The sequence below is a fragment of the Vibrio sp. Makdt genome (genome assembly GCF_027587015.1).
GTDB classification, from domain to species: domain Bacteria; phylum Pseudomonadota; class Gammaproteobacteria; order Enterobacterales; family Vibrionaceae; genus Vibrio; species Vibrio chagasii_B.
Genome location: NZ_JAPPTH010000043.1, coordinates 1 through 22316 on the forward strand (window position 1 = coordinate 1; position 22316 = coordinate 22316).

Genomic DNA, 22316 nt, shown 5'->3' on the forward strand with positions numbered 1-22316 from the left:
ATGGTGTTCTAACTGTGTTTGTTATCTGTTAATCGATTGTTAATCGCCATACTGGTCACGTTAATTATTTAATTGCGTCTATATGATGAGCTCGAATTTATATAACAACAACGTCAGCTAGGAAGAATAATGAAAGCATATGTATTTGATGGAAAAGACAGCGCGAAATTGGAAGAACGTCCAATCCCTACAATTGAGAAGCAAAGCGATGTCATCGTAAGAATCGAGAAAACCACAATTTGTGGTACGGATTTACATATATTAAGAAATAACGTTGCGACATTTAAGCCAGGCACAATCATGGGCCATGAAGGGGTTGGTATCGTCGAAGAATGCGGTGAGTTGGTGAGTAAGTTTAAGCCAGGCGATCGCGTTATCGTGTCATGTATTACTTCATGTGGTAGCTGCAAAATGTGTCAAGTGTCTAAATTTGGTCAATGTTTAGATGGTGGCTGGCTACTTGGTAATGAAATTGATGGCTGCCAAGCGGAATACGTTCGAGTTCCTTATGGCGATACAAGCCTGCACCTTGTCCCTGACGACATCGATACAGACTCTCTGGTTTTATTGAGCGATATTTTCCCAACGGGTTACGAAGTGGGTGTATTGGATGGTCAGGTTCAGCCGGGTTGCTCTGTTGCCGTTATTGGTTGTGGCCCAGTTGGCCTTGCAGCTCTGATGACCTCTAAGTTCTTCACTCCAAGTGAAATCTATGCAATCGATACTAACCCTCATCGACTGCAAGTGGCTAAAGAGCTAGGTGCAACCCATGCGATCGATAACTCAGATGGCAGCGCCGTACAGCAAATTCTCGACATGACCGATGATGTGGGTGTGGATGTGGTGATTGAAGCTATTGGTATTCCTGCTGGTTGGGATATGTCTCAGAAGTTGGTGTGCCCAGGAGGCAACATTGCGGTGCTTGGTGTTCACGGTAAATCTGCAACGATTAACCTAGAAGACATGTGGAAACGAAACTTTACCATGACAGCTGGCATGGTTCATACCAATACAACGCCAATGTTAATCAAGCAAATTAGAGCGGGTTATTTGGAACCTCAAAAACTGATTAGTCACCAGTTCAATTTAACAGAGTCAGAAGAAGCTTATTCGACCTTTATCCATGCTTCAGACCACAAGTCGTTGAAAGTCATCATTTCTAACGATTGTTCATAAACAGCGAATTGTTGAGGTTAGCTTGATTAGTAAACCATTTAAAATACTAGTGATAGGTTTAATCGTGAACCTATCGATCGGTATCCTATATGTATGGGGCGTTTTCAGTGAACCTTTGGCTGAGGCGCTAGGTGTTGATCCTAAGGACGTAGATGGGCCTTACCAGACTTCCGTGTTCGCATTTTCGGTAAGTCTGTTTTTGGCTGGGGTATGGCAAGACAAAATAGGGCCAAGGAAGGTCACAATACTTGGTGTGTTTCTTGTCGGGGCGGGGCTTTTAGCGTCCGGTTATGCCTCAACATTAGCGGAATTGCAGGTTACTTTCGGGTGTATGGTCGGTGCTGGGATGGGTTTTGCCTATGCCTGTATTGGCCCATGTACCATGAAGTGGTGGCCAGAGAACAGAAAGGGGTTGGTTAGTGGTTTAACCGCTGGTGGGTTTGCGATGGCGGCACTGTATTTGGCTCCGTTATCGACCGTTCTCATCGAACACTATGGCATCTTAGACACGTTCAAGATCCTTGGTGTCGGCTTGCTCTTTATGATCCCGATGGCTTCTTTTCTGGTCAATCCACCCAAAGGGTATGTTTCAGAAATTCCCGGAGGAAAGGCTGCGGAATATGGATCAGACGTAAACATCCAGTGGCTAGATATGCTGAAAACCCCTCAATTTTACCAGATCTGGTTAATGTTCATGGTGTCATCAGCAGCAGGTATCATGCTTATCGGCTCTATTGGTAACGTTAGTAAATCGATAGGATTAACCGCTGAAGAAATTGCGTTAGGTATCATTTTATTAGCGATTTTTAATACCGCAGGGCGAGTTATTGGCGGCGTTGTATTCGACAGGATAGGGCGTGTTCATACACTGGGCTTAATATTTATGTTGCAAGCGGTCAATATGGTCTTTTTTACAACCATTGAAACGACCATTCCTCTCATGATCGGTATCTCCGCAGGCGCCATGTCTTATGGTGCGTTATTTGGTGTTTTCCCTCCAGTAACAGCGGTCGATTATGGTCTGAAGACGTATGGAACCAACTTTGGAATACTCTATTCAGCATGGGGTGTGTCAGGGTTCTTCGGAGGAATACTCGCTTCCGTAGCGGGGACGGCTGAAAATACCTATTTGGCTTACGCTGCTCTGCTGGTTTCGATCACAGTAATGAATTACCTAATGAAGCCGGTCGATAAATCTGTGCTATTAGAAGACGAAGTTAATCTGGAATATTAAACGCGAGAACGGTGAGGCTCTTATTAAATTCAGAGTCTCTACCGATAACGTGTTTCCACCTAATGTTGGCTTGGGCAATCTAAGCCAACATTTTTTAATCGAATCATCGATTGCCTACCAATAATCAGCTTCAGTTTTTAGTATAACAATTGAACACGTTAGTTTGCATTATCCCTTGTTTCAGCAGGCGCTTAGGCAGCTAATATTCCTTGCTTTGTGTTAACTCGTTCCTTTCCTTTATGCTACAATCGCGCGAGTTTATATAAGAGAAAGAATAGGACACGCTGTGACTTCGTCTCCGGAAAAAGCAGATAAAAATAACCATGTAGCGAATACCAACGCGACATTGGACTCTGCTGCTGATCAAGCTAATCAAAAAAAGCAAAACAACAAACAACGAGCACCTAAAGCTAGCGCATCTCAAAATAGCCCAGCCTCTCTCCGTAAGGCCTTAAATGAGTGCATGATGCGCGACCGCTTCCGTCTAAGTAAGCGCATTTCTGGTGCAAGCCGTATTAAAAACGAAAAATCTAAGCATGCTGTTTTCGATGAAATCGCATTAGACATTGCCCAATCGATGATGACGGCAACCCAGCGTGCTGCGCAAAAACCAACCATTGAATACCCAGAAATTCTCCCTGTTAGCCAAAAGCGCGATGATATTGCGAAAGCCATTGAAGAAAACCAAGTGGTTATCGTGGCGGGTGAAACGGGCTCGGGTAAAACCACTCAGCTTCCTAAGATCTGTTCTGAGCTTGGCCGTGGTCGCTTTGGCCTAATTGGTCATACTCAGCCGCGTCGTCTGGCTGCGCGTTCGGTTGCGAACCGTATTGCCGAAGAGATGGAAACCCAGCTGGGTGAGTTTGTTGGTTATAAGGTTCGATTCAACGACCAGATTTCTGACAACACACAAATCAAACTGATGACCGACGGTATTCTACTGGCGGAGATTCAACACGACCGTTTCTTAAATCAGTACGACACCATCATTATCGATGAAGCGCACGAACGTAGCCTGAACATCGATTTCATCATGGGTTACCTGAAAGAGTTGCTACCAAAGCGTCCTGATCTAAAAGTGATCATCACGTCGGCAACCATCGACCCAGAGCGTTTCTCCAAGCACTTCGACAATGCACCAATCATTGAAGTATCGGGCCGTACTTACCCTGTAGATACGCGCTACCGTCCATTAGGTGGTGACGACAGCGATTCTGATCGTGACCAAATGGAAGGTATCTTCGAAGCGGTTGATGAGCTGTGTGATGAAGGCTTAGGCGACATCCTGATCTTCATGAATGGTGAGCGTGAAATTCGTGATACTGCGGACGCACTAAGCAAGCGTAATCTGCGTGATACCGAGATTGTACCTTTGTACGCGCGCCTTTCGGCGGGTGAGCAGAACCGTATCTTCCAGTCTCATACTGGTCGACGCATCGTGCTGGCAACCAACGTGGCAGAAACCTCGTTAACGGTTCCTGGCATTAAGTACGTAATCGACCCAGGTACAGCGCGTATCAGTCGTTACAGCTACCGCACCAAAGTACAACGTCTACCGATTGAGCCGATTTCTCAAGCGAGTGCGAACCAGCGTAAAGGTCGTTGTGGTCGTGTTGCTGAAGGTATCTGTATTCGCTTGTACTCTGAAGAAGATTTCGAGTCACGCCCAGAGTTTACCGATCCTGAGATCCTGCGTACCAACCTAGCGTCTGTAATCCTTCAGATGACAGCACTAGGCTTGGGCGATATTCAAGCCTTCCCATTCGTTGAAGCGCCAGATAAGCGCAACATTCAAGATGGTGTAAGGCTGCTTGAAGAGCTAGGTGCGATTGCATCGGGCAAGCCAAACAGCAAGAACAAGAACCAAGGCGACGATACTAAGAAGCTAACGGCAATTGGTCGTAAGCTGTCTAAGCTACCGATCGACCCGCGTTTAGCGCGCATGGTTATCGAAGCGCCAAACAACCGCTGCCTGCACGAAGTGATGGTTATTGCGTCTGCATTGTCGATTCAAGACCCGCGTGAGCGTCCATCAGACAAACAGCAATCGTCTGACGACAAGCACAAGCGTTTCTTCGACAAAGACTCAGACTTCATCACCTTTGTGAACCTATGGGACTACATCAAGAAGCAGCAAAAAGCGCTGTCGAGTAACCAGTTCCGTAAACAGTGTAAGCAAGATTACCTGAACTACCTGCGTATTCGTGAGTGGCAAGATGTGTACTTCCAAATTCACCAAGCAATGCGTGAATTGGACACCAAGCTCAACGATGAGCCGGGCAGTTACGATGGCATTCACCAGTCGCTACTATCAGGATTGCTTTCTCACATTGGTATGAAAGACCAAGAGAAGAATGAATACCAAGGTGCGCGTAATGCACGCTTCCATATCTTCCCTGCGTCTGGCCTATTTAAGAAGCAACCTAAATGGATCATGTCTGCTGAGCTGGTGGAAACCTCAAAGCTTTGGGGTCGTGTGATTGCTAAAATTCAGCCTGAATGGATTGAACCGTTAGCGAAGCACCTAATTAAGCGCAGCTACAGCGAACCACACTGGTCGAAGAAACAAGCGGCGGTAATGGCACACGAAAAAGTGATGCTTTACGGAATCCCGATTGTTCCTAAACGCCTAGTGAACTATGGCGCGATTGACCCAACCATCAGTCGTGAGTTGTTTGTACGCAGTGCATTGGTTGAAGGCGAGTGGGAAACCAAGCACGCGTTCTTCAAACAGAACCGTAAACTTCTACAAGAAGTGGAAGAGCTAGAGCATAAATCACGTCGTCGTGACATCTTGATCGATGATGACGAGCTGTTTGAATTTTACGACCAGCGCGTAGGCGAAGAGGTAGTTTCAGGCCGTCACTTTGATACTTGGTGGAAGAAAACCAGCAAAGAGACTCCAGAGCTACTTAACTTCGAAAAATCGATGCTGTTCCGCGGTGATGCAAGCCATGTTACCGATTTAGATTACCCGAACTTCTGGCACCAAAATGGCCTGAAGTTAAAGCTGAGCTACCAGTTTGAGCCGGGCGATGACAACGATGGTGTAACGGTACACATCCCGCTGCCTATCTTGAACCAAATCGACCAGAACGGTTTTGATTGGCAGATCCCAGGCCTACGTCAGGAATTGGTGGTTAGCTTAATCAAGTCACTACCAAAGACGTTACGACGTAACTTTGTGCCTGCGCCAAACTACGCTGATGCGTTCTTGGCTCGTGTGACACCACTTGAAGCGCCGCTACTGGACTCTCTTGAAAAAGAGCTACGCCGCATGACGGGTGTAGAAGTGGTACGAGATGATTGGAAGTTAGACCAGATTCCAGAGCACTTAAAGGTAACATTCCGTGCAGTGGATCATCGCAAACGTAAGTTGAAAGAACACAAAGACTTACACGAACTGAAAGAGAGCCTGAAAGACAAAGTTCAAGAGACGCTTTCTAAAGTTGCGGATGACGATATCGAGCAGCAAAACCTGCATACGTGGAGCTTTGGTGAGTTACCAAAAGTCTACCAACAGAAGCGCGGTGGCTACGATGTAAAAGCCTTCCCTGCGTTGGTGGATACCAAAGACAGCGTAGAGATCAAACTGTTCGAGACGAAACAAGAGCAGATCTCGGCAATGAAATCGGGTCAGCGTCGTTTGATCTTGTTGAACGTGCCGTCGCCGATTAAATACTTGCACTCGAACTTACCGAACAAATCGAAACTTGGCTTGTACTTTAACCCATACGGCAAGGTTCTCGATCTTATCGATGACTGTATCGCTTGTGGTATTGATAAGCTGATCGAAGAGAAGGGCGGTTTGGTTTGGGAACCTGAGCAGTTTGAAGCACTGAAAGAACACGTACGTGCAGAGTTGGGTGATACCGTGGTTGAGATTGCTCAGCAGGTAGAAACCATCCTTACTACGGCATTCAGCATCAGCAAGAAGCTGAAAGGGCGTGTGGATCTTTCTATGGCATTTGCACTTTCTGACATAAAAGCTCAGGTAGAAGGTTTGATTTTTAAGGGTTTTGCCACAGAATGTGGATGGAAACGCTTGCCAGATATCCTACGCTATATGAAGGCAATCGAACGCCGCATGGAGAAGCTGCCAATTGACCCTAACAAAGATCGTTTGCATATGATCAAAGTTGAGTCAGTAATGAATGATTACAAAGAGCTGCTGAACAAAATTCCAAAAGGGATCGCGGTTCCAGAAAACGTAAAAGAGGTGCGTTGGATGATTGAAGAGCTTCGTGTAAGCTTCTTCGCACAGCAACTCGGTACGCCTTATCCAGTGTCAGATAAGCGTGTTAAAAACGCAATCGATGCTTGCTAAAGGAATAATGCTAGACGCAATGGCAAGGTTTGGGTATAAATCTTGCTTATTGCATTACTAATTGAATAGTTATTACATACAGGGCGACTTGGTGGCAATTTATTACCACTCAAGGCCTGCCACTAGGACGAAAAAGGTCGAATATGAAAAAAACGTTATTGGCACTAGCACTGCTAGGTGCATCTTCAACAGCAATGGCTGATTCTTGGTTGTACGGCGGCGTAATGGGTGGTCAAAACTCATTCGCAGGCGAAGATGAAAACGCAGTGGGCATCCACGTGGGTACAGGTATCCTGCCACTTATCGGTGTTGAAGCGGGTTACTGGGATCTAGGTTCTTTCGACAACGTTAGCTACGGCAACCGTGCTGCACAAAACGTTGACGTAAGCACAGCTTACCTAGCAATCAAACCAAGCATCGATTTCGGTCCTCTTCACGTATACGCGAAGGGTGGTCTTCACTCTTACGAAGTGAAAGGCGATAGCTTCAAGCAAGACGACGTTGATATCATGTACGCTGTAGGCGCTGAATACTTCATCTTCGGTCCACTATCTGTAGGCGCTAGCTACCAAAACTTCAAAATGAAAGATGACGACGCAGGCGTTTTCTCTCTAAACGCAACTATCCACCTACTGTAACTACTCAGTAAGGCGATCGTAAATAACGGTTGTTTAGTCGCTAAAGAGTTCGTAAGAATTCATAAAAAATGCCAGCTTAATTGCTGGCATTTTTGTATCTGCTCACTGTGTTTTTCACACTAGAAAGCGAGTGGCTATTTCTTGCTGTTGAGAATCTGTTGGATTCTTGGATTCAGCGCTTTACCGTGTTTGCTTTCGTACTCTTCACGCTTCAAATCGTTCAAGTTCTTCACTGAGTTAGCGGCAAGTAGAAATTGTGGTAATTCCGTTTCAAGCATGCCTTTCTCGTCTAAACGCTTCGCTTCCAAGTAGTACTTCTTAAACAGGCCATCAAGCTTGTTTTCCGCAGTGCGTTTTAAGTCATACAGCTTGTTTTGAATAAGCCATTTCTCAATCTTGTTCGCAGCGGTGCGAGACAATACTCGAATGCGGCTATCCAACAGCTCTTCTTCTGTCAGAGAGTCTTTCAGAATCCAAAGCTCACCCATTTGTGGTGGCCAGCTGTTGCCAAGCTGAATACGCTCATGACAGTGCATTAGCACGCGGTTAAGGCCGTCAGAATCGACAGAATTAGCAAACTCAATGAACTTACCGCTTGGTTCACTACCGTACTGGTATTCCCACTGAGTCTCGTACACGCTCAAGAAAGAGCCGAACACATGGATACACCAATCCGTCAGTTCGAGTTCTGCAGGATCTTGGTCAACGACAGGTACTTGTTGATTTGAGCCAGTGTCTGATTCAACAACAGGTACCGATGGCGATGAAACTGCCGGTAAAACTTCTGGAACGACTGCAGGTGCAGGATCAGAAGGTTGGCTTTTTGCCTTTTTGAATGAGCTGCTGCCTGAAGCGTTCAGATGGGCTAAGCTTTTGTCGATACCCATTTCCTTGAGCTTGTCCTGCATTTCCTGAATATTGAGAGGTCTTCTGCTGTTGTTGTCTTTCATTTTGCTTCTCGTTAACTAACCAGTACTGCAACTTAGATTCGATGCGAGAGATTGGCATGAGTTCATTGGCTTTGGCTTTATACCAGAGGACAAATTTTTTCCATATTAAGCTATGGTCACCAGCAAGGCCGGAGAATTTAAACGCACGTTCTGCCCATGTTGGAATGATCTCTTCATCCAAATCATGAGTGGAAACCGTGTTGCTGGTCATTGAGCCTCGGCTTTGTGGGCGAGGGGCATGCTGCATGTTTTGCATCGGTGCCGGAGCAGGCTGAAACTTAGGTGCAGGTGCAGGTGCAGGTGCAGGTGCAGGTGCAGGTGCCGTAGAGTAGACCGGAATACTATTGACCGGTTGAGCCTCAACGGGCGCCGCAGCTTGCTCTTTTTCAATGAGCAGTTTGAATACGTGGATCTCTTTTTGATCTCGATAGTCTACTTTTACCTTATCGAGAATACCTTGGTCGACTAGGCACTTAAGGCAGTCGGCTAAACCAAACGTAGAGAGAGCACAAAGCTGACTTGCCGATTGCAGGCACACATTGGTGTAACCGGATTCATCCGCACCGTCTGCAAGCATCAATAAAACAAGCTTTTCTGCTGGGCTAGAAGTATTCACTTGCCAAGCTAAATAAGAATATTTGGCGCTCAATATCGTGTTCTCAAAAAAGGTAGGTCGTTGACTCTATTGTAAGTCACCCCATACTGAATTTATAGCAACTTAGCAGAAAACCACATCAGTGAGACAAATATTAACCATAAGGAGAGGTTTGCCCCATAAAGGCAGCATGACTCGCCAATTTTTTCGTAGCACGCTCGCACAATTGCTATGTTCAAATGAGTACGTTTAGGGATTCTTGTTAAAACAACACTCCCAGTTTGCTCAGCCATTTTGCTTAACCGCCAAGCTAGCCTACAAACGAACAATCAACTCAAGGATGGACAAGACAGAAGGAGACTGTATGCCAACCAGTGTGGAATTCACCATGATGCCGGAAAACGGAACCTCGTTTACCAAAACAGAGTGGGAATTGAAGAAAGAAGAAATCAAAAAGCGAAAGCCAGAAGTTCTCAAACATATTGATAAATCGACTCATATGTCTCAAGGCTTTCGTTTGGTCAACAACAAAGCCTATCAACAAGCCTTAGCTGAATTGAAAGCTAGCCTACAAGGCCAATCCTTTCGTAATACAGAGCAGGGCAAAGTCGCCCAGTTGATGTATTCGATTTTAACCGATGACAATGCCTTCAAAACTTACCTTAGCGAAGAGATGCAGGGTAATGTGGTTACCTCACCCAATGGCACCTCCAAGATCATGTCCAAAGGGGCGAATTTTAAAGCCAAGAACCAACTGGCGAATGCACACCTTAAACGCAAACAACTGTTCATGATGTATCGCGAGATCATCCAAGCACAAGAAGAGCTGAAAGAGTTCTCTAAACACGTTGTTTCTCTGTTCAATGGCAAGCTCTCGGTTCCACCGGGCGCGTATGGCGGGATTAAAAGCTTCAATGGTGCATTGGATAAAATTACCAACCGTAATCCTCTAGATGATATCGGAGACCTAAAAGATTGCGCACGTATGACGATAGAGTTCGATAGTGTACGAGCGATGTCGGCGGCAAAGGTATTCATATCCAGAACCAAAGAGTTCAAAGATCTCCAGCATTATCAGTCAGCCTTGAAAGATCGTTATGGTCTAGGCTCAAAACTATCCGGGTTAAGCCAGTTCAATAAAAAAGCGCAAGGCTCGGGTTATAAGGACATCAAATTCTTCTTAAAGATGAAAAATGGCATCATCGGAGAGTTACAACTCAACATCTCAGGCATGTTGGTCGCCAAAGAGAAAGAACATGTTATTTATGACATTTTGCGCGACGCTAAAGAGGGGGCTAAAACCTTCACCATCGTTAACAAAGATGTGTTGGACAAAGTAAAGCACCACATGAACCCGGATTGGTTTCAGTTTATCGACACTCGCATTCCGAGCGTGAGACCACAGTTGATGATAGTTAGACAGATGTTGAGCCGTTTGAATGGCAGTAGCGTGTCGTCGTTAACCGTCAGTGAAACTGAAACCGAAGCGTTGAAGACCATTAGTTTGGCGCTGTACGCCCAGGGCGAAAATGGTAAAGCCCTGTTGTAACAGAATTAGTAACGAGCACTAGTAACAAGCGCTCGTAATAAGAGTTGGTAAAAGTCTGATTGTTAGGTCAGATTGTTGAGTGACATTCAATCAGTATGAAACCCGCAAGCCAGTGACTTGGACAGTCGCTGGCTTTTTAATGTCACCAAGCCGGGTATTGATAACTTACCTATCTATTCATAAATCATATTTAATTTATAAAACACCTTGATATGATCAATATTTGCGCTATTATGACGATAAGTCAGAAATGACGAAGCGTCATAAAATGGTTAACTACATGAATTTACTATTCGTGTTAATATATTGGATAGGAGTGTTTTTAATACTGGCTAAGCTTAGATAATGGCTAAGCTCAAATACGGACTGAGAAATTATGTTTGGCTTTGGTTGTAAAGGCGATAAACAAGGTATCTTTGGTTGCAAAGGCGTGTTGTCTAAAAAGCAGCAGTCTATTGCAGACCGAGAAGTAGAGTTGATGTTGTTGGCGAAAGAGCTGGTTCGAGAACAAGGGTTCGGAAACCTAACGATGGACAAGCTAACGGCAGCGAGCTCTTATTCTAAAGGGACAATCTACAATCACTTTTGCAGCAAAGAAGACGTCGTTTTAGCGTTATGTATTCACTCTCTTAAGACAGAAGCAATGATGTTTGCTCGCTCTGGAGAGTTTGAAGGCAACACGCGTGAAAAGATCGTCGCATTGCACGTTGCTTATCGAATCTATGCTCGCATGGAACCGGTATTATCAACTTGTGCGATCATGGCTAAAAGCCCGTGGGTACTAGAGAAAGCGTCTAGTGCACGCGTCGCCGAGATGAATGAACTGGAAGAGTTGGTGATTGAACAATGCGACTCTATGGTTAACCAAGCGGTAGAAGCGGGTGACCTAAAGTTCTCTTCCGGCGTTGGTTCAGATGCCATCGTTTTTGCTAACTGGTCAATTGCGTTTGGTTCAAATGCCTTGTCACAGAATGCATCAAACAGTCATTGTATTAAGCGGTTACAAGACCCGTATTCAGTATTACACAACGCGAACATGATTCTAGACGGCCTCAATTGGCAGCCCCTTTCTAGCGATTGGGATTACCGCAAAACTTGGCGTCGTGTAGAACAAGAACTGTTCAGTGAAGAGATCGCTTACTTAGAGTCTGTAGGTCGATAGCTTCCATTAAGCCCACACATGTGGGTTTATTAATAACCATTTTTGACGATTCGTCACAAACTTGAGATTAACCGACTGTGGTTGCTGTTTTCTTGAGTATTTGACTAAGCATTGTGTCTTTTGTCAGCTTCGGCTGGCTTTTTATTACACATATATGACGAATCGTCACAAATGGAGACTGTGATGAAACATGACAGCCAGAAGCCCACGTTCGATCAGCAAAACCGAAATAACCCTAATGCCGATAGCGCAAACGCCGATCTAAATAACAGTTGGCACTCAATACCTACCAAGCGTTCGTTTATCGTTCTGCTGGTGGTGTTTTCAATCATCATTCTCTCTGCATTAGGGGCTAAGAACCTCTACTTTAGAGGGGACTACAACATCTTCTTCGAAGGCACCAACAAGCAGTTGATGGCGTTCGATGAGATTCAAACCACCTTTGCAAAAACCGACAACCTTGCGATTGTTGTCGCCCCTGAAGATGGCAATGTCTTCACCCCTGAAACCCTCACCCTGGTTCAAAACCTCACGGTCGATGCGTGGCAGATCCCGTATTCAAGCCGTGTCGACTCCCTAGCTAATTATCAGCACACCGAAGCCATTGAAGATGATCTTTTGGTAGAAGACTTGCTGTATGAAGAGTACGAGCACACACCAGAGCGTATCGCCAAAGTAAAACAGATTGCCCTCAACGAACCGTTGCTCAAGAATGCTTTGGTGTCGGCCTCTGGCGATGTGACGATTGTTAACGTGACCGTACAACTGCCAGAAGTGGATAAGACGGCGGAAGTGCAAGAGGTGATCGCGTCGATCAATGCCATGATCGGCAAGTACCAAGCTGAGTATCCCAACGTCGAGTTCCATAAAGCGGGCATCATCGCCATGAACAACGCCTTTATGACTTCGGCTCAAGAGGACAGCTCGACGCTCGTGCCGTTAATGCTGCTAGTGGTACTGGTATTCCTGACCTTTATGCTGCGCTCGTTCTTTAGTGTGGTGGCGACACTTATTGTGATCATCTCTTCAATTGTTGCCACCATGGGCTTATCTGGTTGGGCAGGGATGTTCTTGAGCACCGCAACCGTAAATGTTCCAACTTTGGTTTTAACTTTGGCGGTGGCTGATTGTGTTCACGTGATTGTGACCATGAGACAAGCGATGCAACGCGGGATGGAGAAAGCACAAGCCATTCAATACAGCATCAAGCTCAATGCGATGCCGATTCTGATCACTTCAGTGACCACTGCTATCGGTTTCTTGATGATGAACATGTCGGACTCTCCGGTGCTACGTGATTTCGGAAACTTGTCGGCACTAGGCGTACTTATCGCGTGCTTCCTGTCTGTGACTATGTTGCCTGCACTGCTAAAACTGCTGCCAGTTAAACGTCTTTCTGCCAATCCTGAAGCGGCAGACAAAATCACCTTCATGGATAAGCTGGGCGATTTTGTCGTCACCAACCGTAAAGCACTGCTGCCGATTTCAACTCTGGTGATTGTTGGCGCTGCGGCGTTAATTCCACTCAACAAAGTGAACGATGAATCGGTGAAGTATTTCGATACCTCAAGCGAATTCAGACAAGCGGCCGACTTTATGGAAGAGACCGTAAGCGGCATGACCACCATCAGTATTGCTGTTAAGACCAATGAGTCTCAAGCGATTGCTGATCCTGTGTTCTTGCAAGCGATTGGTGACTTTACTGAATGGCTACGCGTTCAACCAGAGACTGACCATGTAGCCACGCTTTCCGATGTTTACATGCGTTTGAACAAGAACATGCATGGCGACGATGATAGCTACTACAAGCTACCGCTTAACCGTGAACTTGCCGCGCAATACCTGCTGCTTTACGAAATGTCTCTGCCGTATGGCTTGGACTTGAACAACCAGATCAACGTCGATAAGTCATCGATCAAAATGGTACTTACCGTTGATAACCTTGGTAGCGTTGAGCTAGTCGAACTCGAAGAGCGCATTTACTCATGGTTTGCAGCCAATGCACCTCAGTATGAAGTGGTCGCGTCGAGCCCATCATTGATGTTTGCTCACATTGGCGAAACCAACATGGCGAGCATGCTCTCGACTCTGCCTATCACCTTAGTACTTATTTCTGGCTTGATGATCTTTGCGTTGCGCTCAGTTCGCTTGGGTATGATCAGCCTAGTGCCAAACATTGCGCCTGCGATCATTGGATTTGGTTTATGGGCGCTTATCTCTGGTGAAATCAACCTTGGTTTGTCCGTAGTTGTGACACTCACTCTAGGTATCGTAGTTGATGATGCGGTGCACTTTTTAAGCAAATACCAGCGCGCAAGAATTGAAGGAAAATCGGCAGAAGAAGCGGTTCGATACGCTTTCCACACGGTTGGGCGTGCATTGTGGATCACCACAGTGGTACTCGTGGCGGGTTTCTCTGTACTGGCGATGTCGAGCTTCAGACTCAACTCGGACATGGGCTTACTCAGCGCGATTGTGATTTTCATTGCGCTGGTGGTCGACTTCATCTTGTTACCAAGCTTACTGATGATCTTCGACAAGCAGACCCATTATTCAGTTAACACTCAGCACGAATCAAAGCCTGACACCAAGTCGCAGCCTAGCTCGACAGCCGAACTGACTACATCGACTAAATAAGGAAACGTCAGCCTGCTGCGGTGGGCTGACTCAAGGAGATATTTATGAAAAGCGTTAAACAATCATTCGTTACTACATTATTTGCTGTGAGCACGTTAAGCATCAGCACATTCGCCGCTTTCCCAGCATTAGCAGATCCAGCGAAAGGCTTAGAAATTGCCGAGCAACGTAAAGCGGTCGATGTCGGGTGGGGCGATTCTGTCGCAACCATGGAAATGCTACTTCGCAATAAACAGGGTGAAAGCAGCACACGCCTGATGCGATTGAAATCATTAGAAGTGGATAACGATGGCGATAAAGGCTTAACCATTTTTGATGAACCGCGCGACGTAAAAGGCACGGCTTTCCTAAACCATTCACACATCACCAAATCCGATGACCAGTGGCTGTATCTGCCTGCATTAAAACGTGTAAAACGCATCTCTTCACGCAACAAATCGGGCCCGTTTATGGGCAGTGAATTTGCTTACGAAGACTTAAGCTCGTTCGAGCTAGAAAAGTACACCTTTAACTACATTGAAGACGCAAAACTGGAAGGCGTAGACACCTTTGTTTTGGAGCAAGTGCCGACCGATAAAAACTCAGGCTACACCATGCAGAAAGTATGGCTAGACCAACAACATTACCGCCCAATGAAAGTCGAATTTTACGACCGCAAAGGCGCACTGCTTAAGACCCTATCGTTCCAAGACTACAAACAATACCTGAACCAATACTGGCGCGCACACACCATGGCGATGCAAAACCATCAAACAGGTAAAAGTACCGTATTAACCACGACAGATTTAGCCTTCCAGACCGGTCTTAAAGACAAGGATTTCCAAAAGAACACACTAAAACGTGCGAAATAAGGCAGGAATATGAAAAGGATTGTGGCAACAGGAACCCAATTATCCTTAACCTTGGCGGCGACCATCGGGCTTATGCAGGTGTCGTTGCCTTGTGTGGCAGCTGGCTTTAGCTCTGAGTTCGTAGAACAGGTCACCCCGGAGCTAGCAGGGCAGGTTAACCTTGAACACAGGCAGTTCTTTAGCGACGGCTTACAAGGGCAAGACAAAGGACAAAGCTCACTGGTGTTGCAGCCAGAGTTTTACTGGGAGCAATCAGAGGGTAATGGCAGCTTTACCTTCACCCCGTTTTATCGCCTAGACAGCGAAGACGATGAACGAACTCATGGTGATATTCGTGAAGCCTTGTATCTCACTTACTGGGACGACTACGAACTGCGGGCGGGTGTTGGAAAGGTATTTTGGGGTGTAACCGAATCGGCGCATTTAGTGGATGTGGTAAACCAGACCGATGCCATTGAATCGGTCGATGGTGAATCAAAACTGGGTCAGCCAATGGTGCACTTCACCTCGATAAAAGAGTGGGGCACCATAGACGCCATGCTACTGCCGTATTTTCGTGAGCGTACCTTCGCTGGGGAAGATGGTCGATTAAGGCCAACCGTGCCCGTATCGGACGATGCGCTTTACGAATCATCGAGAGAAGAAAAGCATGTTGATGTGGCATTGCGTTATAGCCAAATGTACGGCGATTGGGATGTCGGTTTAAGTTACTTAGGCGGCACAAATCGCGACCCTTACTACCGTGTGGAAGGCAATCAACTCAAGCCATACTACGCACAAATGCAGCACTTCGGACTCGATGTGCAAGGCATTATCGGTGACTGGTTATGGAAGCTGGAAAGCATTTATCGCGACAGCTACGACAACCACACAAGCGTGGCGACAGGCTTTGAATACACATGGGTTGGGGCGCTTGAATCGTATTGGGACATCGGCTTCATTGCTGAATACTTGTATGACAGCCGAGGTAACAATGCCCAAACCATCGGCCAAAACGATGTGTTCCTTGGGGCACGTTTTGCCTTGAATGATGAAGACGGCACCGAAGTGCTTACAGGCATTACTCAAGACTTAGATAACAGCGATGTCTACAGCGCCAAGCTAGAAGCTTCAAGCCGCATCAATAACAACCTCAAGTGGCGATTGAATGCGTGGTTGTTTGAGAACGAAACCCCAGAGGATTTGTTGTTCTTTGCTCGCAAGGACGATTTTGTTGAGGTGGCGTTGGAATATTACTTTTAGTATTTATAAAAAGTTAGCATTTATAACAAGTTAATGGCGTTCTTGTTAAGGGGAGCGTCTCAAATTTAAGATGAGCCATATTTAGAATGTTCAAAGTCGCCTTTTTATAAAATAGAGCAAACAATCGAATAGACCCACAGGTAAGATGGTTATATTTTTTCGAATATCTATAACCTCCGAATATGCATGTGAATCGTGCTGGCGGTATCGGCCCTAAGGGAATTATGAATTCATTTAATTGGGATACAAACTTTGAAACAGGTATTGGTGTTGTAGACGAACAGCATCAATACCTTGTTGGTTTTATCAACCACTACGGAAACCTGTTGTCGGAGAATACGATCTCTATCGACGACATGAGCGCTGCTTTACTTGACCTAACACGCTATGCCGAATTTCATTTTAAAGAAGAAGAATCTTTGATGAGAGAGCGTGGCGTTTATGATTTACACATTGAAGAACACATCAAAGTGCATCGCGTGTTTATGCAAGACATCTACAGCATGCAAGCCTTCATCTTGGAAGAAGATCAGGCGTCAGCACGTCAGCTACTGGATTTCCTCATCCATTGGCTTGCTTATCACATCCTTGGCATTGACCAAAACATGGCGCGACAAGTGGCCGCGATAGAAGAGGGCGCAACACCCCAACAAGCCTTTGAAGCAGAAGAAAAGCAGCAAGACTCTTCAACCATCCCTTTACTGGCTGCGCTTAAAGGCTTGTTCGAACAAGTCTCTGAACGAAACAAACAGTTGTTACGCTTCAACCAGTTACTCGAAGACAAAGTCGAGGAACGTACCGCAGAATTGAAACGAGCGAACAAGAAGCTCGAAGAACTCTCGTTAACCGATTCACTCACTAAATTACCTAACCGTCGTTGTGCCTTTAAACAGTTAGCTTTGCATTGGCAAGAATCGAAAGAACTTGGCATGCCTTTGGTGTGCATTATGATTGATGCCGATCACTTCAAGCGCATTAATGACACTTGTGGGCATGACGCTGGTGACTTGGTGTTAAAAACCCTTGCGAACGAGCTGAAAAACAGGTTTCGCAACGACGATATTGTGTGTCGATTAGGGGGCGATGAGTTCTTGGTGATTTGTCCGGATACCGATCTTAATGGAGGCATGCACATCGCAGAAACAACTCGACAGAAAGTGTCTGAATTAGAGGTCGAAACCGGCAACCAAGCTTGGATTGGTAGCATCAGTGTGGGTGTGGCTGAAATGACCCAAGAATTCGAAACCATGAATGAATTGATTAAAGCGGCGGATGAGTCCGTCTATTTAGCGAAAAACGCAGGGAAGAACAGCGTTTGTTCTATTCAGATTTAGAGCTCGGTTTACTTGAGAACGAGAGCACCTTTCGCTTTAGTTTTTAAGCGCTATCCACTTCAAAATAAACAAGTGGCACCCGTATTTGTGCCACTTCTTCTTCCTCCTCATTAATATCCTGTTAAATTTGCCGTGTTTTTAGGCAATAACTTGTTCTTTTGCCGATTCAATTTGGCATTGGTTGCTTGTTTGATTACTATGTGTAGCTATCTAAAAAAACTAATCATCCGATACGGACACTACCAACTGGTAGATGAGGAAATGATGCAACATCTAGAAGAGATCATTGCTAATGCAACGACTGCTATTGATACAGCAGATTCGTTAGTCGCACTTGATGAAGTGCGAGTTCAGTATTTAGGTAAGAAGGGTGAACTAACTCTTCAACTACAAAGCCTAGGTAAACTTCCACCTGAAGAGCGTCGCACTGCTGGTCAAGAGATCAACAAAGCGAAAGGTGCTGTTCAACAAGCGATCGCAGCTCGCAAAGACGCACTACAACGTGCAGAGCTTGAAGCGAAACTAGCTGAAGAAACTATCGATGTGAGCCTACCAGGTCGTCGCATTGAGAACGGTGGTCTTCACCCAGTTACTCGCACAGTTGAGCGTATCGAACAGTTCTTTGGTGAGCTTGGTTTTAACACTGAGTCTGGCCCTGAGATCGAAGATGCATTCCACAACTTTGATGCACTAAACATCGCAGACGATCACCCAGCTCGTACTGATCACGATACTTTCTTCTTCAACCCTGATCTAATGCTACGTACGCACACTTCTGGTGTTCAAATCCGTACGATGGAAAACGGCAAACCGCCATTCCGCTTCATTGCTCCGGGTCGTGTTTACCGTAACGACTACGATCAAACTCACACGCCAATGTTCCACCAAGTGGAAGGTATGTTAGTTGATGAGAACGTAAACTTCGCACAACTTAAAGGCATTCTTAACGATTTCCTTTGTAACTTCTTTGAAGAAGAAGTTGAAGTGCGTTTCCGTCCTTCATTCTTCCCGTTCACAGAGCCTTCAGCTGAAGTTGACGTGAAACGTAAAGATGGCAAATGGCTAGAAGTTCTAGGCTGTGGCATGGTTCACCCTAACGTACTTCGCTCTGTTGGCATCGACCCTGAGAAATACTCTGGTTTTGCATTCGGTATGGGTGTAGAGCGTCTAACGATGCTTCGTTACGGTGTAAATGACCTTCGTGCGTTCTTCGAGAACGACCTTCGTTTCCTTAAACAATTCAAGTAATCCGGGGCAGTCAAAACTATGAAATTCAGTGAATCTTGGCTACGCGAGTGGGTTAAACCTGCAATTAACAGCGAAGAGCTAGCTCACCAAATCACTATGGCTGGTTTGGAAGTTGACGATGTAGAACCTGTTGCTGGTGAATTCACCGGCGTTAAAGTAGGTAAAGTGGTTGAGTGCGGTCAGCACCCAGACGCAGACAAACTACAAGTTACAAAAATTGATATCGGCGAAGAAGAACTTTTAGACATCGTTTGTGGTGCATCTAACTGTCGTCTTGGCCTAACTGTAGCAGTAGCAACAGTTGGCGCAGTACTTCCTGGTGACTTCAAAATCAAGAAAGCAAAACTACGTGGCGTTCCATCGCACGGCATGCTTTGTTCTTTCTCTGAGCTAGGTATCGACGTAGAGTCTGACGGCATCCTTGAGCTGCCAGAAGGCACAACGCTAGGTATGGACGTACGTGAGCTTCTAGAGCTTAACGACGTAACTATCGACGTAGACCTAACAGCAAACCGCGCAGACTGCTTCAGCATTCGTGGCCTTGCTCGTGAAGTTGGCGTACTAAACCGCGCAGACGTTACAGAGCCAACAGTTGACGCTGTTGCAACAAGCATTGAAGACACAGTATCTGTTGAAATCAAAGCAACTGATGCTTGTCCACGTTACCTTGGCCGTGTGGTTAAGAACGTAAATGTGAAAGCGGAATCTCCAATCTGGATGCAAGAAAAACTGCGCCGTTGTGGTATCCGTTCAATCGACCCAGTTGTAGACATCACAAACTACGTGATGCTAGAGCAAGGCCAACCAATGCACGCATTCGATCTAGCTAAGATCGAAGGTGGTATCGTGGTTCGTCTAGCAGAGCAGGGCGAAAAACTAACACTTCTAGATGGCAACGAAGCTGAACTAAACAGCAACACACTTGTTATCGCTGACCACAATAAAGCACTAGCAATCGCTGGTATCTTTGGTGGTGAAGAGTCTGGTGTAACTACTGAAACTACAGACGTACTTCTAGAAGCAGCATTCTTCGCACCTGATCACATCCGTGGTCGCGCACGTGCTTACGGCCTACACACAGATTCTTCTCTACGTTTCGAGCGTGGTGTTGATTCAACACTTCAAGCAGCAGCAATGGAGCGCGCAACACAGCTTCTAGTTGATATCTGTGGTGGTGAAGTTGCGCCAGTAAACGGCAGCGAATCTGAAGCTGATCTACCAAAAGCAAACGTAGTATCTCTACGTCGCGTTAAGCTAGACAGCCTACTAGGTCACGAAATCCCATCTGAAGACGTGGTAGAAATCCTAACTCGTCTAGGTTGTGAAGTGGAAACTACGGACGCAGGTTGGACGGCAACGTCTCCATCTTGGCGTTTCGATATCGCAATCGAGCAAGACCTAATTGAAGAAGTAGGTCGTATCTACGGTTACGATAACATTCCAAACCAAGCGCCTAAAGCGGCACTTAAAATGAACGACCACAAAGAAGCTGACCAACAGCTTAAGCGCGTTCGTGATCTTCTTGTAGACCGTGGCTACCACGAAGCAATCACATACAGCTTCGTAGAACCAGAACAGCAAAAACTTGTTGTTCCTGGTGTTGAGCCGCTAATCCTGCCATTCCCAATCTCTGCGGACATGTCAGCAATGCGTCTTGGCCTAATCCAAGGTCTTCTAAACACAGTTGTTCACAACCAGAAGCGTCAACAGCCACGCGTTCGTCTATTCGAATCTGGCCTACGTTTCATCCCTGAAGCATCAGCTGAAAACGGCATGCGTCAAGAAATGATGCTAGCAGGCGTTATCTCTGGTACTCGTGGCGAAGAGCACTGGGACGTTGCAACAAACACTGTTGACTTCTTCGACCTGAAAGGCGACCTAGAAGCAGTTCTAGAGCTAACAGCGAACGAAAAAGCTTACAGCTTCAAAGCAGCTAAGCACCCAGCACTTCACCCAGGTCAAACTGCGGCTATCGTAGTAGACGGCAAAGAAGTGGGTATCATTGGTACTGTTCACCCAGAACTAGAGCGTAAGTTTGGTCTAAACGGCCGTACTATCGTATTCGAAATCGAATGGGCAGCTATCAACACTCGCGTGCTTCCAGAAGCAGTAGCAGTATCTAAGTTCCCTGCAAACCGTCGTGATATCGCAGTTGTTGTTGACGAAGCAGTAGCTTCTGGCGACATCGTAGAAGCGTGTATCGCAGCGGGTGGCGAATTCCTAACAGACGCTAAACTGTTCGACGTTTACGTAGGTAAGGGCGTAGAAGAAGGCAAGAAGAGCCTAGCTATCGCACTGACTCTACAGTCTGTAGAGCGCACACTAGAAGACGCAGACATCGCTGGTTCAGTAGATGCTATCGTAGCTTCAATCTCAGAGAAATTCGGCGCAGCACTTCGCGACTAATATCTTCTGATAGATAGAAAAACCAAAGGCCTCGCATTGCGAGGCCTTTTTTGTTTAAAGTTTTTATGCGGTTCAATTGCTTCAACCACTAAACTGGAGAGTGCTGAACAACATATAGAGTATGCTCAACGAAATTAATCTCGTGCCTTTAATTTTGTGCTCGTAAAACAAATTGAAAGGTGAAATGACTACTGAGAAAGGTCTAATGCGACTACGTAAAATTCTTTCGAGGCTCAACTCCAGACAAGTGAATCAAAAGGATTCGAGTAGCCATTCATCAGCCAAAGATAGATGATTTAATATGACGCTTTGTGGAGAAGTGATGAATGATGCATCTAGTATAAGGTGTTAAAGGCCGAACGCTTACTTGGAACGATATACAAACCGTGCGAGACAGCTTATTGTCTCTATTGAGAGCATGTTATACCTTTTGAATAAATCGAACGATTTAGATGAAGTAAAATAAATGGTGGCCTAATCATTGAAAGCCTCTTGTTAATAAGAGATATCACATAGTTCTAAAAAACAAAACGCCCGATGAAGTAAATCGAGCGTTTGGGGCAATCAATTACCAGTCTAAATCAAGACGGGACACATTAGTCTATACCTAGCCAACGAACATCTAGCTGGCAAAGTTTTGTTGTATATATACCAGAAGTAGAGCAAAGAATATTCTTATCAGGCCAATCACCTTTCACGCTCGATATGTTTAACTCAATGTTATCGATTAACTTGTTAATATAAAAGTGATTACCCTCTAAAGACTTGATTGCACTGTAAATGTCTAATCGTGTTTTTAGGCTTTTTATATTAATGCTTTTATAAATATTTCTAACCCTGAAATGCGTTTTAATCTTCATGAAAGCTATTGGAAGTGGGATTAACATGATACATAGCAAAGCATATCGAATATAATCCTTAATAAGATAAATGTATTCATTCAAATAAAATAGAGATGCTCCAATAA

15 protein-coding genes are annotated in these 22316 nt (G+C 45.6%); 12 read left to right on the forward strand and 3 right to left on the reverse strand.

Annotated elements, in window-relative coordinates; all coding sequences use genetic code 11:
- Positions 1-129: 129 nt before the first annotated feature.
- The 4 genes from OH460_RS26495 to OH460_RS26510 all read left to right on the forward strand — a co-directional run bounded on the left by OH460_RS26495 (position 130) and on the right by OH460_RS26510 (position 7375).
- Positions 130-1176 carry an alcohol dehydrogenase catalytic domain-containing protein gene (locus OH460_RS26495; protein ID WP_008222112.1) on the forward strand — a complete coding sequence of 349 codons (1047 nt, stop codon included), beginning with the start codon at positions 130-132 and terminating at the stop codon, positions 1174-1176.
- Positions 1177-1198: 22 nt separating this feature from the next.
- Positions 1199-2410 carry an L-lactate MFS transporter gene (locus tag OH460_RS26500; RefSeq protein ID WP_270000113.1) on the forward strand — a complete coding sequence of 404 codons (1212 nt, stop codon included), beginning with the start codon at positions 1199-1201 and terminating at the stop codon, positions 2408-2410.
- Positions 2411-2696: 286 nt separating this feature from the next.
- Positions 2697-6737: an ATP-dependent RNA helicase HrpA gene (hrpA, locus tag OH460_RS26505; protein ID WP_270000114.1), complete on the forward strand. Its 4041-nt coding sequence runs from the start codon at positions 2697-2699 to the stop codon at positions 6735-6737.
- Between the two features lie 143 nt (positions 6738-6880).
- Positions 6881-7375 (forward strand): outer membrane beta-barrel protein, encoded by a 495-nt coding sequence (locus OH460_RS26510; RefSeq protein ID WP_061031603.1) that lies wholly within the window; start codon positions 6881-6883, stop codon positions 7373-7375.
- A gap of 134 nt (positions 7376-7509) precedes the next feature.
- Here the strand turns inward: OH460_RS26510 and OH460_RS26515 are convergent, their stop codons facing one another.
- Positions 7510-8262: a hypothetical protein gene (locus tag OH460_RS26515; RefSeq protein ID WP_171762217.1), complete on the reverse strand. Its 753-nt coding sequence runs from the start codon at positions 8260-8262 to the stop codon at positions 7510-7512.
- Positions 8183-8974 (reverse strand): hypothetical protein, encoded by a 792-nt coding sequence (locus OH460_RS26520; protein ID WP_270000115.1) that lies wholly within the window; start codon positions 8972-8974, stop codon positions 8183-8185. Before OH460_RS26520 ends, OH460_RS26515 begins: the two co-directional genes overlap by 80 nt.
- A gap of 310 nt (positions 8975-9284) precedes the next feature.
- Here OH460_RS26520 and OH460_RS26525 point away from each other — a divergent pair, with 310 nt between their 5' ends.
- From OH460_RS26525 to pheT, 8 genes are all read left to right on the forward strand, one after another.
- Complete coding sequence (locus OH460_RS26525; protein ID WP_270000116.1) at positions 9285-10469, forward strand: hypothetical protein; 1185 nt, start codon at positions 9285-9287, stop codon at positions 10467-10469.
- A 376-nt stretch (positions 10470-10845) separates the two neighbouring features.
- Positions 10846-11631: a TetR/AcrR family transcriptional regulator gene (locus tag OH460_RS26530; RefSeq protein WP_270000117.1), complete on the forward strand. Its 786-nt coding sequence runs from the start codon at positions 10846-10848 to the stop codon at positions 11629-11631.
- A gap of 171 nt (positions 11632-11802) precedes the next feature.
- Positions 11803-14268, forward strand: coding sequence for an efflux RND transporter permease subunit (locus OH460_RS26535; RefSeq protein ID WP_270000118.1), 2466 nt, complete (start codon positions 11803-11805; stop codon positions 14266-14268).
- A gap of 44 nt (positions 14269-14312) precedes the next feature.
- Complete coding sequence (locus tag OH460_RS26540; protein ID WP_171730215.1) at positions 14313-15119, forward strand: outer membrane lipoprotein-sorting protein; 807 nt, start codon at positions 14313-14315, stop codon at positions 15117-15119.
- Between the two features lie 9 nt (positions 15120-15128).
- Positions 15129-16361 (forward strand): hypothetical protein, encoded by a 1233-nt coding sequence (locus OH460_RS26545; RefSeq protein WP_270000119.1) that lies wholly within the window; start codon positions 15129-15131, stop codon positions 16359-16361.
- Positions 16362-16585: 224 nt separating this feature from the next.
- Positions 16586-17695 (forward strand): GGDEF domain-containing protein, encoded by a 1110-nt coding sequence (locus OH460_RS26550; RefSeq protein ID WP_270000120.1) that lies wholly within the window; start codon positions 16586-16588, stop codon positions 17693-17695.
- Positions 17696-17959: 264 nt separating this feature from the next.
- The gene (gene pheS, locus OH460_RS26555) at positions 17960-18943 is read left to right on the forward strand and encodes a phenylalanine--tRNA ligase subunit alpha (RefSeq protein ID WP_004741591.1); all 984 of its coding nucleotides are present in this window, start codon (positions 17960-17962) and stop codon (positions 18941-18943) included.
- An 18-nt stretch (positions 18944-18961) separates the two neighbouring features.
- Positions 18962-21349 carry a phenylalanine--tRNA ligase subunit beta gene (pheT, locus tag OH460_RS26560; RefSeq protein WP_270000121.1) on the forward strand — a complete coding sequence of 796 codons (2388 nt, stop codon included), beginning with the start codon at positions 18962-18964 and terminating at the stop codon, positions 21347-21349.
- Between the two features lie 596 nt (positions 21350-21945).
- Here the strand turns inward: pheT and OH460_RS26565 are convergent.
- Positions 21946-22316: hypothetical protein (locus tag OH460_RS26565; RefSeq protein WP_270000123.1), on the reverse strand; the 371-nt coding region annotated here is incomplete at its 5' end.

Coding starts and splice junctions, on each gene's coding strand:
- OH460_RS26550 (WP_270000120.1), top strand. CDS start 16,586: ATGAATTCATTTAATTGGGATACAAACTTTGAAACAGGTATTGGTGTT.
- pheS (WP_004741591.1), top strand. CDS start 17,960: ATGCAACATCTAGAAGAGATCATTGCTAATGCAACGACTGCTATTGAT.
- OH460_RS26535 (WP_270000118.1), top strand. CDS start 11,803: ATGGAGACTGTGATGAAACATGACAGCCAGAAGCCCACGTTCGATCAG.
- OH460_RS26525 (WP_270000116.1), top strand. CDS start 9,285: ATGCCAACCAGTGTGGAATTCACCATGATGCCGGAAAACGGAACCTCG.
- OH460_RS26530 (WP_270000117.1), top strand. CDS start 10,846: ATGTTTGGCTTTGGTTGTAAAGGCGATAAACAAGGTATCTTTGGTTGC.
- OH460_RS26510 (WP_061031603.1), top strand. CDS start 6,881: ATGAAAAAAACGTTATTGGCACTAGCACTGCTAGGTGCATCTTCAACA.
- pheT (WP_270000121.1), top strand. CDS start 18,962: ATGAAATTCAGTGAATCTTGGCTACGCGAGTGGGTTAAACCTGCAATT.
- OH460_RS26495 (WP_008222112.1), top strand. CDS start 130: ATGAAAGCATATGTATTTGATGGAAAAGACAGCGCGAAATTGGAAGAA.
- OH460_RS26540 (WP_171730215.1), top strand. CDS start 14,313: ATGAAAAGCGTTAAACAATCATTCGTTACTACATTATTTGCTGTGAGC.
- OH460_RS26545 (WP_270000119.1), top strand. CDS start 15,129: ATGAAAAGGATTGTGGCAACAGGAACCCAATTATCCTTAACCTTGGCG.
- OH460_RS26515 (WP_171762217.1), bottom strand. CDS start 8,262: ATGGGTATCGACAAAAGCTTAGCCCATCTGAACGCTTCAGGCAGCAGC.